This is a genomic window from Clostridia bacterium, from assembly GCA_017410375.1.
Taxonomy (GTDB): Bacteria; Bacillota; Clostridia; order RGIG6154; family RGIG6154; genus RGIG6154.
Genome location: JAFQQW010000051.1, coordinates 109,416 through 124,986 on the forward strand (window position 1 = coordinate 109,416; position 15,571 = coordinate 124,986).

6 protein-coding genes are annotated in these 15,571 nt (G+C 37.7%); 1 reads left to right on the top strand and 5 read right to left on the bottom strand.

Features of this window, described 5'->3' with window-relative positions:
• Nucleotides 1–3: 3 nt before the first annotated feature.
• The 5 genes from IJE10_07545 to IJE10_07565 form a co-directional block, all read right to left on the bottom strand.
• Nucleotides 4–3,438, bottom strand: coding sequence for a hypothetical protein (locus tag IJE10_07545; GenBank protein MBQ2967953.1), 3,435 nt, complete (start codon nt 3,436–3,438; stop codon nt 4–6).
• Between the two features lie 1,265 nt (nt 3,439–4,703).
• On the bottom strand, nt 4,704–6,896 hold the full coding sequence (locus IJE10_07550; protein ID MBQ2967954.1) for a hypothetical protein: 2,193 nt from the start codon (nt 6,894–6,896) through the stop codon (nt 4,704–4,706).
• Nucleotides 6,897–7,137: 241 nt separating this feature from the next.
• Nucleotides 7,138–7,932, bottom strand: a complete 795-nt coding sequence (locus tag IJE10_07555) for a creatininase family protein (GenBank protein ID MBQ2967955.1) — start codon at nt 7,930–7,932, stop codon at nt 7,138–7,140.
• A 49-nt stretch (nt 7,933–7,981) separates the two neighbouring features.
• Entirely contained in the window at nt 7,982–13,378 is a 5,397-nt protein-coding gene (locus IJE10_07560) for a hypothetical protein (protein MBQ2967956.1), read from the bottom strand.
• Nucleotides 13,379–13,412: 34 nt separating this feature from the next.
• The gene (locus tag IJE10_07565; protein MBQ2967957.1) at nt 13,413–14,552 is read right to left on the bottom strand and encodes a Gfo/Idh/MocA family oxidoreductase; all 1,140 of its coding nucleotides are present in this window, start codon (nt 14,550–14,552) and stop codon (nt 13,413–13,415) included.
• A gap of 209 nt (nt 14,553–14,761) precedes the next feature.
• Here IJE10_07565 and IJE10_07570 point away from each other — a divergent pair, with 209 nt between their 5' ends.
• Nucleotides 14,762–15,559, top strand: coding sequence for a helix-turn-helix transcriptional regulator (locus IJE10_07570; protein MBQ2967958.1), 798 nt, complete (start codon nt 14,762–14,764; stop codon nt 15,557–15,559).
• Nucleotides 15,560–15,571 lie beyond the last annotated feature (12 nt).

A 15,571-nucleotide genomic window follows, 5' to 3' on the forward strand; every position in this document is an offset into this window, starting at 1 on the left:
TCCTCACTCTTGATAACATTTCAAATTAATATGACCTTCTACTTTTGAAGTGAATTCTAGCACATGAACCAGACCACTCCAATAGCTTTCGTCTAAAACTTCCTCTGTTGTGTACTCAATTTTAAGTATACCTTCGCTGTTCTCAACAACCTCAGTTGCCCCATGATTATTCGGAATTACATGCTGAATAATGTTGTCCACTTCATCATCTGTAAGCTCTAACATATGCGCATCATATTCAATAACCATAACTGTTTTACCTTCTGCTTTTTCTTTTGCCGTCACCGAAACATATACTTTTTCACCCGGTTTTACATATTTAATTAATCTGCCGTCCTCAACAACTGAAACGTCTTGAAGCACCTGTAAATAATATGGTGTTGCAGTTCGTCCTGCAAATGTTTTAATATAAAAATGTGTTACGTCGGTATCTGTTTCATCTGTATAATATCCTCCGTTTACAGGCTCTACTTTCTCCCACTCTCCTTGATGCTTTTTATATACATAAAATGTTGCATCCTTGTTTTCAGAAGACATTGTGATATTATACTTTGTAGCAAATCGACTTACAGGAAATTTATAATAATCTCTATCGGTTTCGTAGTCAAAGTAAAGTGTTTTTTCACCCTGATTATATGTATGTTCGGCACTTGAAAAATCTGAAAAATCGATATAGTATTTTCTGGTATACCCATTGTTACCTTCCAGCAAAATATACCCTTCACGATTTTGAGTTTCACTATTCAACGGCAAAACTGCTTCTAATGTAGTTGCTGCACTCGCTATACATGTATCATTTCCATTATATACATCATGCAATTCAATTCTCGCACCACCCTCAACCGGATCTTGCGCTGTCACTTTTACTTTAATACCTTCTTCGGTTCGCACAATCGAAGGGCCAAAGGTAAAATACGGCAAATTCATGTCTTCGTATTTTGCAAGTGTTGCATCATACCCTTCTTGCGTATCTGGCAGAATAATATCATAATCTGTAATTGTTAAATAATCAAGACGTGCATATCCATACCCATAAAATGTAAGTGTCGCTTGGCCTTTTTTCAAAGCAACAGATTCCGCTTCATCATAATTATAAAAAGCATATTCATTTGATGTCAAAAAATTACGCTTCATGCCAAAGCCATATAAATTATAGAGGTTGTCTGTTCCACCTATAATCCTATCATAAGTAATATCAAAATTATCATTACTATTTTTTCCTGTGATTGGGATTTCATCCCCCTCGCCTTGCTTAACAGTAATGCCAAATACTCTCTCAAACGCCTTTTGACTATCTTGAACATTTGGCGAACTTGCGGCACGGGCAGAAATTTCGTATTGCCCATCCTTAGGAATTTGCACAGTTGCAGTCATACGCACAACTTGTTTTCTATCGTTTACGCGTTTGTCTTTTGCTTGCATAATCGGATTTCCATAATTTGAATTATACACGCCAAAACCGCTTGTACTTTCAAACCAAACATCCTCGCCAAAAAACTCGGCATCTGTCGGATGAACTGTAAAATTATTTCTCGGTGTAAGTAAAATCGTTGTTTTGGATGATGGAACACTAAAAAGGTCTTCTGCCCGTTTCCCGCTACGATTGAATGCTGTAAATATCATTGAGTTGTACGAACTGTCATATAATCCTTCTGCCACAAAATCGGTTACATTACCATCGTAATAACCAAAAACTTCTAAAGTGCCGTTGCTTCCGATACCATAAACTGCATATCCGTCTATGTGTGTTCCTTCAACTTCGAAAACAACTTCCTCATTTTCGACTTGATAACCGGATTTAGAATAATAGGGTGACGGATAATTCAGCACTGCCCCAACAGATGCTTCATACATCGCCTCATTCATATTTTGTGACATGGGTTGAGATGCTAAAATTATAAAATCCATAATCGCACCGGGATATGCGTAAATGTTTAATGTATTAAATCCCTGCTCCAAATAAATGGGTTCAGCATCAGTATACATATGCGGTTTATGTTCAGCAGTAACATAGCTTCTTCTTGCTCCAAACAAATATCTCGGTTCATCGTTTATCATAAGAGCATTATAGTCGTCATAATCCGATAATTGATCCGATTCCGTAACCGCCTTATCACCCTGCACATACTTTTCGACACCATTTTCATAATAAGAAATCATAAATGTACCGAATTTGGGATCATTACTCTCCTGCTTCTGAGATAACGCTCTGGCACTTACATAATAATTCCCAGATACAGGAACAAAAATCTCTGTTGTATGCTTTAGAGGTTCTCCGTAGTTATTATTTAAAACAGTATATCCGCCCGATTCTTTTGAGAACGAATATGCAGAATACATATAGTCAATTCCCGCTGACGGAATATTATCTGTAAACGCGCTCCCGGTCACAAATTCTGTTTCAGCATTCAATACAATCGCATAATTATCATTTCCGGGATTATATGTAATTGTCTCTTGTAAAAAATTCCCGAATGCATCCCATGCCGTTATATCAATTGTTACAGGTTCAAGACGACATAATGAACTTAAATTCAAGCTATGCTCTTTTGTCGAATAAGAATTTGTTCCATAAGTATCTGTAAATGAAATTTCATAAGCAACCGGCTTGTTAGGACCTGCTTCGTATTCTAACCAAGAATTTCCTTCTTGTACAGATATAGCAGGTTCTTCTAAAAAAGCAAATGTAGTATTTTCAAATACACCATAAGTCTGTTGATATTCTGTTTTTGTCTGCACATTAACAAGCGGTTGCTCAGAAATAACCAAAAAATCTAATCGAGAATAACTATTCGCATACAAATTAACCGTTGCTTGTCCTTCTTCCAGATAAACAGGTACTGCATCAAAGTAATTGTATGACTGTAAATCAGTAACAAATTCCCGCATAGAACCAAACAAATATCTGTTTTGTCCGTTGATGTCACAGCTATCAAAATCATACATATTCTCATCAGACCACGGATTGCTACCTGTTACAAAACTTTCAACTGAATTCTGCGTGAACGAAACCTGCATAGTTCTGTTCATGTGGTAGTTGGTCTGCGTTACAGGTGTTGTCGTTGTTTTCATTCTGGCGCCTACATAATACATACCTGACTCAGGAATAACAATATCACAATTTGTATAACGTGCGCTCGAGCCTGTCGTTACCAAAAGATAAGAACCAAAATTCCCGTTAAACGCGCCACCCGCATTTGCGTCATATGTGAAATTTTCATCATTAAAGTCTTTACCTGTTAGCACAATAGCATTTGTTACAGTTTGGATGTCTCCATCTGTTGATACTGTGCTTTTTTCTACCGATTCGACACTAATTATCTCTGCATTTTCTTCTTCAAGTATCAAATCGTTGCTTAAATCTGATTCTGCAATGGATAATGTTGGAATGCTTAATAGCAACCCAATGCTTAACCACAATGCAATCATTTTTCTCATACCTATCACTCCTTTTAAATTTTTGGATAGTTGCGGGATAGAACTATCCACTATGAGAATACAACATATTATATCAAAAATCAACATTTACGACTTATTCGTCGATTTTCAGTACATATTCGTTAAATGTAGTCTTTAAACGATTACTCCATAAATTTGACTGATTAACCATAAATTTCACGGTTTCTTAAAAATTTGACGATTACCCTATAAATTTCACGAATACCCCATAAATTTCACGAATACCCCATAAATTTCACGATTACTATAAAAGTTTCACGATTACTGTTAAAATTTCACGATTTGAATATAAAAAAATAACCGCTACCCGGAATTTTACGCTCGGATAGCGGTGTTTTTGTGTATGAAATTATAATGAGAAGCCCGAAAAATGCTTAAATAAAGGCAAAAATAAAAGGACAACAATTCTATCAAAACCGTTGTCCTTATGTGGGTAAAGACCACAACTTTAATAGAAAGTTTCATATTTAACCCGTATGGTTTCAAATTCAAAAATACGGTTTCATTTTCAGAGGTGCGGTTTCATTTAAGTAATTATGGTTTCATTTTAAAAGGTACGGTTTCAAATATCATTATTGTCAGAAAAGTCTTGATTCCATAAAATATAACAATGTCCGCCCCCACTCTTACGCAAATAATCGTACACCCAACAAAGCAGAAAGCATGTTTTTCGCTAAACAAAGCCAATAATATAAAAAAGCAATCGAACACATCCGGTTCGATTGTAATTTTTTTATTCAAACTAAATCAGGCAAATATTAATAGGGATGAAAAGGACAGCTTTACGCTGCCCTTTTCTGTCTGTTTGCTTTTAAAGCAATCCGATTCTTACATGCAACAGATAAACACGTAAAAAGTTCTGACATAAGGGTGAATTGTTCCTTGCATGAATACAAGCAAAAGTGCAAAGAAAATTAAAATGCCGGATTGTTTTTTAGTTGATATACATATCATGGATTATGTATAAATTGTACCGTCAAAAACAAGAAAATCCGGTGCAAGGTGACGAAGCTTGCAACATTTCTCCGTCGCTGTCTTTTGGTTAGGAAGACCGAAAAGTTGGTTAGGTTTTTCGGACAGAAAAGTTTGAATTTTCATAATATTTAGCGCAGATAAGGAAGGTTGAGTATATTTTACGAGCAAAGGCTAGCAACCTCTTTGCCGCCCCTTAGGCGTAAGGGGAATTTCTTTATCTGAGCCATGCAAACAAGGATTCATTTCCTTGGTGCAGACAAAATTATCGTTCATTCAACAGGGTTCACCAAAACCTCTGTCATAGGAACCATGGTTGTGCCACCTGTACCTGCACCTGTATAGGGGGTGTAACCCCATACAATAGCTTTTTCATCATCTTTAAGTGTCAAAAAGTAGGGCTTGCCTACTGTTACATACACATCTTCTGCAGAAGAAATGGAAACAAACTTACCATTCTCATCCACTTTATATGTTGCAACAAAAACATGCTTGCCACCATCGGTATAAAGTTGCCATTTGTTATCTTCAGCAATGTATCTTGACTTAAGTTCAGATGTAGTAGAACTGTTTGTAATCCAAACATTGGAGAAATCATATCCCTCCTGCTGAATTCTGTAGGGGTGATTAATAACAGTTCCATCGGGAAGTGTTACGTGTAACGGTGTTGAGCCTTGGTTCGCATAAGTCACACCATACATCTGAACGCCGTGTGTTCCGCTTCTTATAACTGTACCGTCGTAATATGCGCCGTCAAAATAAACCCGTGAACCTTTAGGGATTGTTACTGTTACACCGGCTAACGAGGAGTCGGTATAAGTTTTCTCAAAATCTGCTTTAACCACCGCATAACCACTCACTTTGGCATCTTTCAAGGCGTCATCAACGTAGTCCGATCCGTTATGGACAAAAGAAAGAGCACTTGTTTTCAGCGATGATGTTGTGGTAAAGCAAGTCTTCATACCACCATCGCTGCTACCATGGATACTTAAGATATCTGACATTTTAACAGGCGAAAAATTTGTTACATCGACAGTTTCAGGGAATGTTGCCGTAATTTCTTCACCGCCATAAAGCGTCCATTTGTCATAATTGGTAATAGTTGTACCATTGAGTTTGACATTAATGACAGCATTATAGGTGCTTTTATTGCTTGAAGTGATAACCCCTGCCTTGACAAGTGCATCCGCAACAGTTACATTGTCTACAATTTCGCCGTCAAAGTCGGTATACGAAACAGTAAGTATACTATCAGCATCAATACTTGACACATCATAATTTGTGCCATTAACCTTAATGGTGGCATTAACCGGATCGGGTAAAACCAAAGGTGTCGTTGTAGCTTCATATAAAAAGTCCAAATTTGCCTGAGTAGGAATATTCGCCGCAGCATATTCCCAACCTACCGTCTGGTTTATGGTATCAACATATTCTGTAGGAACCAACGCAATTGCACTCAAACGGTCATAAGTATCATACTTATACTGTTCTACTATAAGCACATCGCCTTTTTTAAGCTCAACTGTTCCGCTTGCTGCATCCCACATCCAGGAAGGTGCACCCATCCATTCTTCTTTTGTATCAACTGAATATTTATCAAACTTGAAAGCAACACCATTAATATTGGCTGCCGCACCACGATTTTGGTTAGCACCAGACTTGTAAACTGTTCTTAAACCGAACGCTGTATATGTTTCTGTAGCGGGTGCTATAAAACTTCCGGCCATATAATGTCCTGTAGCTAAGTTTCCTGTAAAAGTAAGATTTGCCACTGTTCCGTTTGTAGAACCCATCGCATTTGCAGAGAAGAACAATGTTCCTTCAGGGAAAATGCCGGATTCAACTGATACGCCTTCACTGTAATCCTCTCCTGCATACGCACTAAGAGAAATATCATAGCCCTTATTGCTTACAGCTACAAAGTCATAGCCTGTCGGTTCTCCACCTGACAATCTGTCATATCCACCAACCAGTTCAGCTTCCTGTTCAGCTGTAAGGGTAACAAAATCTGCTTCGGTAAAAGTAACAGCCTCTGTTTCATCTCCTGATATTTTGCCCTCGTCAAGTTTCTTAACTGTACCTGAAACAATAGCTTCTACAAAATTTGCGGGTTTTGCTTCCAAAACTACTCTTGTATAAACACCGTTTTGTGTTACGCCACCGCGCAACGCTTCAACTTCAAGATCTTTAAATTCAAACTCCGTGATTTCACCATAATGCATAATCTTTGATGCTTCATTGGATAAAGCGGGATCATACTCAGTGTTTTTAATTTTGAATTTTCCGCTAATAACCAGACCGTCATAGGCTGAACCGTTAGTTTCTACTCTTGATTGAAGTTTTGTAACATCAAGTCCAAGCGTATTAGCGCTTGCAGCTGAAATAACAAGACTTAGACAACTGTTTCCGACACCTGTACCTTCACAAATGATATCAACCGAAGTGCCGTCAGTAGGTAATGTCAATGATGCATTTGGTTTTGTGACTGTTGCCGCAAATCCAGGCATAACTGTAAACAGCACACAAACTCCTATGAATACGGCTACAATTCTTTTACTAAATTTCATAAACATTTTCACTCCTTATAAAATATTTACATCCGATGGCTAAGCGGATGCTCAACCTATGTTTTCAACTGAAACCAAGTTAAAATTTACAGCTAAAAACATAGGAATGACCCTAAAAATAAATTGTACAGTTAGGTTCTTATTTGTTTTTACTTTCAAGAACATCTACAAATTCAACTAAGTTGTCAACCATCTCACTGCATACCTTTTCTCCGATTTCGCAGCTGGCACGTTCAGGAAATCCCATAACACCCACTTTGATTTCATCACGCTGTCCCACTTTTTCTACCACGAACGGGCTTTCGATGTTTTTTTCTCTTTTTTCAAACCAGTCCTGGTCGGTACGCATCATTTTAGATGTATATTCATCATCCATGTAAATTTCATTCCTAACCAGTTCAGGCTTCCAATACATCATAAGAGATGTTTCAATCAAGCCCGCATGAAAATCGTGTTCAGGCTCCATAGCAAACCCTCCAAGCCAGGTCGGCGATAAATTCCAACATTCAACCAATGCCAATGTTATTTTCTCTGCAAGTTTTTCATCTCTTCTCAAAAGCATCTCCAATGTACTTTTGAGAGCATTCTTGTTGTCCGTTCCTGCGTGGCCCAAAAGAACAATTATGTTTTTAAAACCCATTCTCACAAATTCAGAACATATTTCAGAAATCATCAATCCAAATGTGTTAGGGCTGACATTTACAGTTCCAAGCAATGTTCCGCCTGAAAAGCAGTACGGCAAAGCAGGTGCAACAACTGCATTTAACCTGTCCCCAGCACAGCGTGTAAGCTGAACAGAATTGTGAATATCTGTGCTTAACGGCAGATGATATCCGTGCTGTTCAACAACTCCGACAGGTATAATAACCGTGTTTGTCTTTTGCATTGCAAGTTCCATATCACGAACTGTCATTTCTTCCATATAAAACGCCATAAATTCACTTTCCTCTTTTTTCTTCGATATGTATAGAGAACATCTTCTATTAATCAGGATATACTAATGTGATTTTAAATTTATTACGCTTGTCATCTGATGTCCTGTATGATGATGCCGGCATTTCAGCAGTAGGCTCAATATACAAAGTGAAGTTTGTCGGATCATTCGGTCGTGATTCATTACCGAAAACAGATGTTTCAACAGTAATTGTCTTATTTGTTTCAATGTTTGTAAACTCAACAATTGCTTTTACATTTTGTAAAACATTATCACTGATTTCAAATTTGCCTCTAAACTGGTCAAGTGGAACAGCAAAACGCAACTTATTGTTTCCTGAACCCGCACCTGCATATTTAATTTCAAAAGGCTCAAATTCAGGTAATGCACTTGAAACACTCGGCAGATTTGCTTTATTAGGATCATAAATTGGCTTCAACTTACTTTCAAAGCCGTCTGCTTTGGACTTTTGAGCAGACATAAGTGTTCCGCCACCTAATTTCTCTTTTATTCCATCAGTCTTTTCAACCGAAATAGTGTATTCAAACTTTGCATCCACGTCATTTACAGGAATAATAAACTCATAAGGATATTCCTTATTTACAATCGTTTCAGTCTTTCCGTTCACTGTGTATTTGAGTGTTGCACTATTTGCTCTGTACTCTGATTTTGCTGTTCCGGGTTCTTTTCCGTCGGCATCAGTTACATAGATAAACGCATAATATTTATCAGGTGTGAGCTGCAATACATATCCTCTGCCACGATTGTGTTCGGAAACAGTTCCTCCTAAATCAGAACCATTCACAAAATTGCCTTTTTCAGCATAATTCGGAACTTTGATTGTCGGAATATCGAGTGCTACTGTTGTAATTCCTTTTGCAGGAATTGTAATGGTAAACTTACCGTTAACAACCTCAGTTGTTGATTTGTTTCCTTTAGCATCATAAACTGTTGCAGCTCCTGAATAAGATGCACCGCCTTCAACTTTTTCACCTAATGTGATGGTAGAGGTTACATCTCCTTTATCGGTGTTCATAAACGCAACTGCAAGCTTTCCCTCTTTTCTTGCAGGCAAGTAGTTGAGCAATACAGTGTCAGCTTCCACGATACCTCTGTCGTTCCATATCCACATATCTTCTAAATCATAAACCTTACCGGGTTCATAGCCATAGGCATTCTGACCAAAATATGCATAGCTTTCATGTCTTACGCTCGGAAAATTAATTGCCTGATCTGAACGAGCCCACGCATCTGTGATTAAGAAATCTTCAACAAAACCTAAGAATGTCGGAATGTGGTGATAATAAAGCTGTGTTGTATCAGGTCCAACATAAGGATAATCAGGTTTCATCTGATGAACGCTGTATGTCCACACATAGTAACCGGGATAGTTTGCATATCTGCCGATGATAGCATTTTTAGCTAAATCATAGAAATATTCTTCACCTGTGTACTCAGAAAGTCTTACCATATCAGCTGCCCACGCAGACATTACCTGACATCCCGAGTCTGCAATTTCGTGACCTGTACCCGACTCAATACCTATACCTACACGAGTCGGCAACCATCCGGGAACTGTTTCTTCTTCAGGAAGAAGCTCTGTTTCTTTGCCGCGAAGTGTCCATTGTTCTTCACCATGCCAGTAGTGGCTGGCAGCAGTTGCAACCGCACCCGAGTGTTCTAATACTTCTTCACGCTTGATTACAATATCTTTATCAGATTTTCCGTCCTGAAAACCCATTGTAAAGGTTGTCGCCGCAAGCATTCTGCCTGTTTTCTCAGCAGCGTCAAGATATTTTTGTTCTCCTGTAATTTCATAAAGGCCAAGCAAAGTTGAAAGGTTGGGATAAAAATCAATATTTGTAAATTTCACCCAGTCTCTTTCACTTGTCATATATTCTTCGTTTCCCAAAGTAGCTTCAATGTACGCATCACCATATTTTTTAGCTTCATCAAGATATTTTTGTTCTCCTGTTACCTGATAAAGTGTTATAGCGTTAAGTGTTGTATGGAATGGACCGATATTTGCACCACCTGCAACACCCATTTCTTCAGCAAGTCCTAACATAAACGGTGACTGACCTTGTGTAAGATTGTATGCACCTACATATGTACTTGATGGGAAGGATCGGTTATATCCACCTGTTGCAATCGGCAAGTTGGGCGTATACATTGTGTTCATATCCATTGAACGCTTAAAATGATAGTAATTTCTGCCAATCAGATTAGCGAGTGTCGGAATTGCTCGTTTTTCTAAAATATCTTCGTTACCTGTAAGTAAAAATCTCTGTGTTGCAGCTAATGGTGTAGAAAGTGTTGAAACACCTTTCGCTTCTTCGTTCCAATGTGCTTTGTGGATATCATCCCATCCGCCGTACCAATCATCCATCATAAGATCGGTTGCATTATAAATTGCATCATTAAGCGAAGCATAGTAATTGTTTCTTCCGTCATGGTAATTATAATAGTTTGTGACAATACTCTTGTAAGATTCGAACCAATCTTTCAATTCATTTACAGGTCTGTAGGTAAATGAATATGTGTCACCGGGATTGAATTTTGCATTTTCATATCCCATAATCGGTGCTGCAATTACACCAAGCAAACCTTGCGACGCACCTCTTAAGCCACCCATGAATGTTGAATTTGAATCATAAGTCCAATCAGGAATCAATGAACCTTCAACCGCAACACCTCTTGTCAAAGGTTTGTTAAATCCTGTTTTATCCGAAGCGATAGTTACAGTTGATATAGGTGTAAACATATATTTAGCAATAACCATTTTAGCACTATCAGGAGCACGTCTTTCAATTGAAATAAACGGCATTGTAACAGCGTCCATATCGCTGTCAATTACTTCTCCGCCATTTGACATAACAAAAGAATAGTTACCTTTCTGTGAGAAAGTTGCATTAAGTGTTACCTTCGGCGCATCAGCCAAACTGTCAAACTCCCATGTTTCAACTACAGATGCACCGTTTACATCGTCATAGTAAACCTTAACACTATCTCCCACCTTTTCAGCTTTAGACGGGATTAACCAAGTATTTTCTCCCATTTTATAAAGCTGATTGGTCTGAAATTCAAACTCCTTATCATTGTTGTTAAACTTAACCTGCGCCATATAATGACCCGTTAAAGAGCCAGGTGTTGATGCTTCATCACTTTTAAGCTGTAACAAACCGAATTGCTCGGTTTTCGCTTTTGCAACAAGCCAGTTACCGTTATCATTAAGCAGGATTTCGTTCTGGATAAACTGCTTTCCGTTACCATCATTTACTGTATAGAAATTAACTTTCACTTTATCAGAAGAAATTGAAACAGTTTCAGTTGCAGCAAGTTCCTCCGTTGCCCATCTGGGGAAAGTAACAACCTCAGCAGTTGCCGAAGGATCAACTTTTGTCGCAAGACCGAGTAAAGTTTCGTGGCTGTTTGAGGGAACATTCACCAAATCAGATGTAATATAGATACCCGCAAGACGAGCAAAGAAGCCTGATGTATCAAGAACTTCTACAACATTTTCACCCTTGTTTAAATGAACTATACCGCCATCTTCCCAACGATAGCCTGTTTTTCCGTGCTGACCATATCTTCTTGCTGTTTCTTTTCCATTCACATGAACATCAAAGGAACGAGTACCCTGCTGATTTGTTTCAAAGTCGCGGGCACGAACCCAGATTTTGTAGTCGCCCTCTTTTGCTACCTGAAATTTACATACTGCAGGCTTTGTGTTTCTTGCATCTGCATCCTCAATTGTAACCTCTGCACCGCCCGTATATTCAGGCTGTGTGCCGATTAAAGTTCCTGAACCGTCCGATAATTTGGTTTCAGGTTTCCATGTGCCATAAGTGTTATATGAATTGTCCATGATATAGTAAGCAGTTGCAGGAATAACAGCTTTGATTGTTACAACCTGGTTGTCGTTATCCCATTCTACATCTGCACCATATGCTTCTGAAATAAAACGAAGCGGAACAAGTGTTCTGTCATTGATTAAAACTGCAGACTGATCAATTTTAGTCGGTTTGCCGTCAACTACTGCAATATCAGAACCGATAGTTACAGAAACCTTTTTACCATTTCTGTCACCTGTTGCAGTTTCAGAATCGTTGTTCCAACTTACATCACAGCCTAATGCCTCAAAAATCGCACGCATCGGCACCATTGTTCTGTCATTAATAAGCATTGGTGGAACATCAAATGTCATCCATTCACCATTAAATTTAACTGCGATTTCAGTGTCCGGTCTGTCTGCTAATCTGTTTGTTTCTTCAATTGTAATCTTTGATGCGTCATAAGCATATTCTGTTTCTAATTTAACGAGTTCTTCTGCTGTGTTACCGGGAAAGAAATCCAAATCGTTTGTGATTACGATTAAATCAAAACGACCGAATTTTCCGTTATCTTTAATAGACAAAAGGTTTTCGCCGCTTGTTACATATTTAGGCAACATCTGTTCCCAAGTCCAACCTTCTTCACAGTGTGCTCCACCTTTACCAATATTCTGACCGTCAAAGATTACACCAAAAATTCTTTCTCCCGGGCTTGATGTTGCAAAATCTCTGGAATGAACAAATATTTTGTATGTACCGTCTTTCGGTGTTTTGAAAACAAAATTTGCAGATGCTGTACCCTCGCCTGAATCCACCATAACCTGTTTACGATATGAGTTAAAAGGTTCGCCCTGCTGTAACATCCAACCGCCCTTATCTTCAAACATTTCGGGTGTAATAACAAAATAATCACAACCGTTTTTGAAGTTCATATTAGTTGCTGCAGATTTAGGCAACAAAGCATTCGGCAATGCACCTTCTACTGGCGGTTTTTCCTCTGTTTCAACCACTTTGTTGATATCATAAGCATATTTAATTTCCATTTCAACCATTTCGTTTTGAATATTGCTTGGAAAGAATTTTTTATCATCTGTGATTACAACAAGGTCGAAACGAGCCGATTTCTGCTTGTCTGCAAAGGAAATGATGTGTCCACCTTTTGTAAGCGCTTTTGCATCCATCTTTTCCCATGCCCAGCCTTCTAACTTATGCTGTCCGGCTGTTCCGATTTTTTCGCCATCCAAAAGTACATCAAAATTTCTGGAACCGGGATTGTTTTCAGCGAAATCTCTGGAGTGAACAAATACCGTATATTCCCCATCTTTAGGAATTGCAATATTTAAACTTGCATCCTTTAAGACTTTGTCTGCATCTGAGTCCTGCATTGACTTAGCACGATGGCTCTGGTAAGCCCCTCCATTCTGAAGAAACCAACCGCCAAGACTTTCATTCTTGAACATTTCAGGAGTAATTACAATATATGTATTATCCGCATTGAATTTCATATTACTGCCACTCTGTGCAGGAAGCAAAGCATCTGCGGCAAAAGATGTTGCAGGAATCATTCCCACAAACATCGCAAGTAATACAAGTGTAGCTACTATCTTTTTCATCTACTTATCCTCCTTTTATATAAACAATCCCTATTTAAAACTCTGTTGACCAATCCTCATTCCAAGGATATGTCATTCTTATAACTTCACCATTTCTCTTTGCAGATTCTTCTGCATAAATTCCCGGCAAAGTCATTGCAAGTCCTTCTTTAAGAGTAACAGGCATTTTTTCGCCATTAATCAATGCTTTGAAAAAATGTTCTATCATGGCATAGTCTATACCGCCATGACCTGGCAAGTTCTTTGCATATTCATGATTCTCATATTCAAACGGCAAATATTTTCCGTCCATTTCTTTTGTGACATTTTCAAGTTCTCTGGTAGAATTATAACGAATAATTCCCTTTCCGTCAGGGCTTAATATATCCTCTTTTTCCATATAACCTTCAGTGCCAAAAACTCTGTATTTATGATGACCCATTTTTGCAGTGCATCTACCGTTTCTCATCAGGCGTATAATAACACCAGATTCTGTTTTGAACTGTGCACATTGCATGTCATCGATATCCATGCCATCTTCATACTCGTCAGCGTGCATCCCTGTACCAAAACAACTTACATATTTAAGCTCTTCTTCCACAATTGTAAGCAATGGTCCTAAAGAATGTGTGCAATATCTGATTGGGCTTAAATGGTTTCGCCAGTCGGCATTTTTGTATTCAAAAACAGCCTTAGGAAGAGGCCAGTGTATGTATTGACATTCCATACAATACGGCTTTCCAAGTAACCCCTTTTCATAAAACTCTTTAAGTTTCACGACAAATCTCTGGAAATTTACATTTGAACCTACCATAATATTCGCCTTAGATTCTTTTGCAACCTTCCAGATGTAATCCGCTTCTTGCAAGCTTGCAACAATTGGAATATCGGATAAAACATTGATGTTCTTTTTCAAAGCTTTGCAACAGAATTCAGTGTGTACCTCTGCTCCCGTTTCTACTATAACTGCATCAAGCTCTTCATTTTCAAGCATTTCATCATAACTATTATAAAAGTGAGTATCAGAGAACATATCTGCAAACGGAGCTGCGTGTCCTTGTTGCTGTTCATACCAAGTATTATCAAACAAGTCGCATGCTGCAACAAATTCAGATATTTCCATAAGTGCAGCCGATTTAGCTAAATTTCTTCCTCTGCCACCAAAGCCGACCACGCCAAAACGAACCCTTTTCATATAATGTATTTCCTTTCTGCAATAAATTTTTAAGTAACAAATGTTTGTTGTAAACAAATTCAAATCGCACTTGAACATCTCTTACTTCTCAAATTATAGCAGAACTCCCAATAATTGAACATAGAAAATACCCATATTTTGATGTAAATAACCCACACTAATATTGCTTTTTTATAAAAATTATGTATAATTAAAATTGGGTGATGAATATGAAAGATATATGCAATTTTATTAATTTCGAAAAATCGGATGACAAAATTAGTTATTATCATTTTGTGTATCAAAACGGCACAGGCAGACTCAAACAACCTTTTTACAATCCGTTTTACAGAGTTAATCTTGTAACAAAGGGTACCGGAATTTTAAAGCAGGCAAATATGGAAATGCAATTGAAAAAGGGCGACTTGTTTTTTACATTTCCTTACATTTCTTATACTTTAAATGAAAGTGAAGACCTTTCATTTTTATATATTTCATTCGATGGATGTATAGCGGAAAACCTGCTTCGAGATCTGAATATAGACATACATTCAGCGATATATTGCGGATACGAACATTTAATCGCTTTCTGGATGGAATCAATCAGAAGATTTACAACCTCCAATGCACAAAACTTAACCGATTGCGTTTTTAAATATACACTCAGTTACTTAAGCAAAAATTCTGAGGAAGAAACAAAAAAAGAAATAAAAATCAAGAATATTATAAATTATATTGAAGCAAATTACGCAACCCCTTCCCTTTCTTTGCAATCGGTTGCAGATATGTTTTTTTATAGTGATAAATACTTTTCAGCCGTATTCAAAAAGGAAGTCGGAGTTAATTTTACAGAGTATTTGAACGAAATGCGTATAAATCACGCAATAAAAGATATTAAATCAGGAATTACATCTGTTTATGAATTAGCATCAAGCTGCGGATTTGCTGACCAATTCTATTTCTCTAATGTATTCAAAAAATTCACAGGCGTATCACCGACAGAATATATAAAAAAGAGTCAAAAATAAATTTCAGGGAGA

What these genes read in the sequence shown, in the direction of transcription:
- IJE10_07555 (MBQ2967955.1), bottom strand. Translation starts at nt 7,932, where the DNA reads ATGGCGTTTTATATGGAAGAAATGACAGTTCGTGATATGGAACTTGCA.
- IJE10_07545 (MBQ2967953.1), bottom strand. Translation starts at nt 3,438, where the DNA reads ATGAGAAAAATGATTGCATTGTGGTTAAGCATTGGGTTGCTATTAAGC.
- IJE10_07560 (MBQ2967956.1), bottom strand. Translation starts at nt 13,378, where the DNA reads ATGAAAAAGATAGTAGCTACACTTGTATTACTTGCGATGTTTGTGGGA.
- IJE10_07570 (MBQ2967958.1), top strand. Translation starts at nt 14,762, where the DNA reads ATGAAAGATATATGCAATTTTATTAATTTCGAAAAATCGGATGACAAA.
- IJE10_07565 (MBQ2967957.1), bottom strand. Translation starts at nt 14,552, where the DNA reads ATGAAAAGGGTTCGTTTTGGCGTGGTCGGCTTTGGTGGCAGAGGAAGA.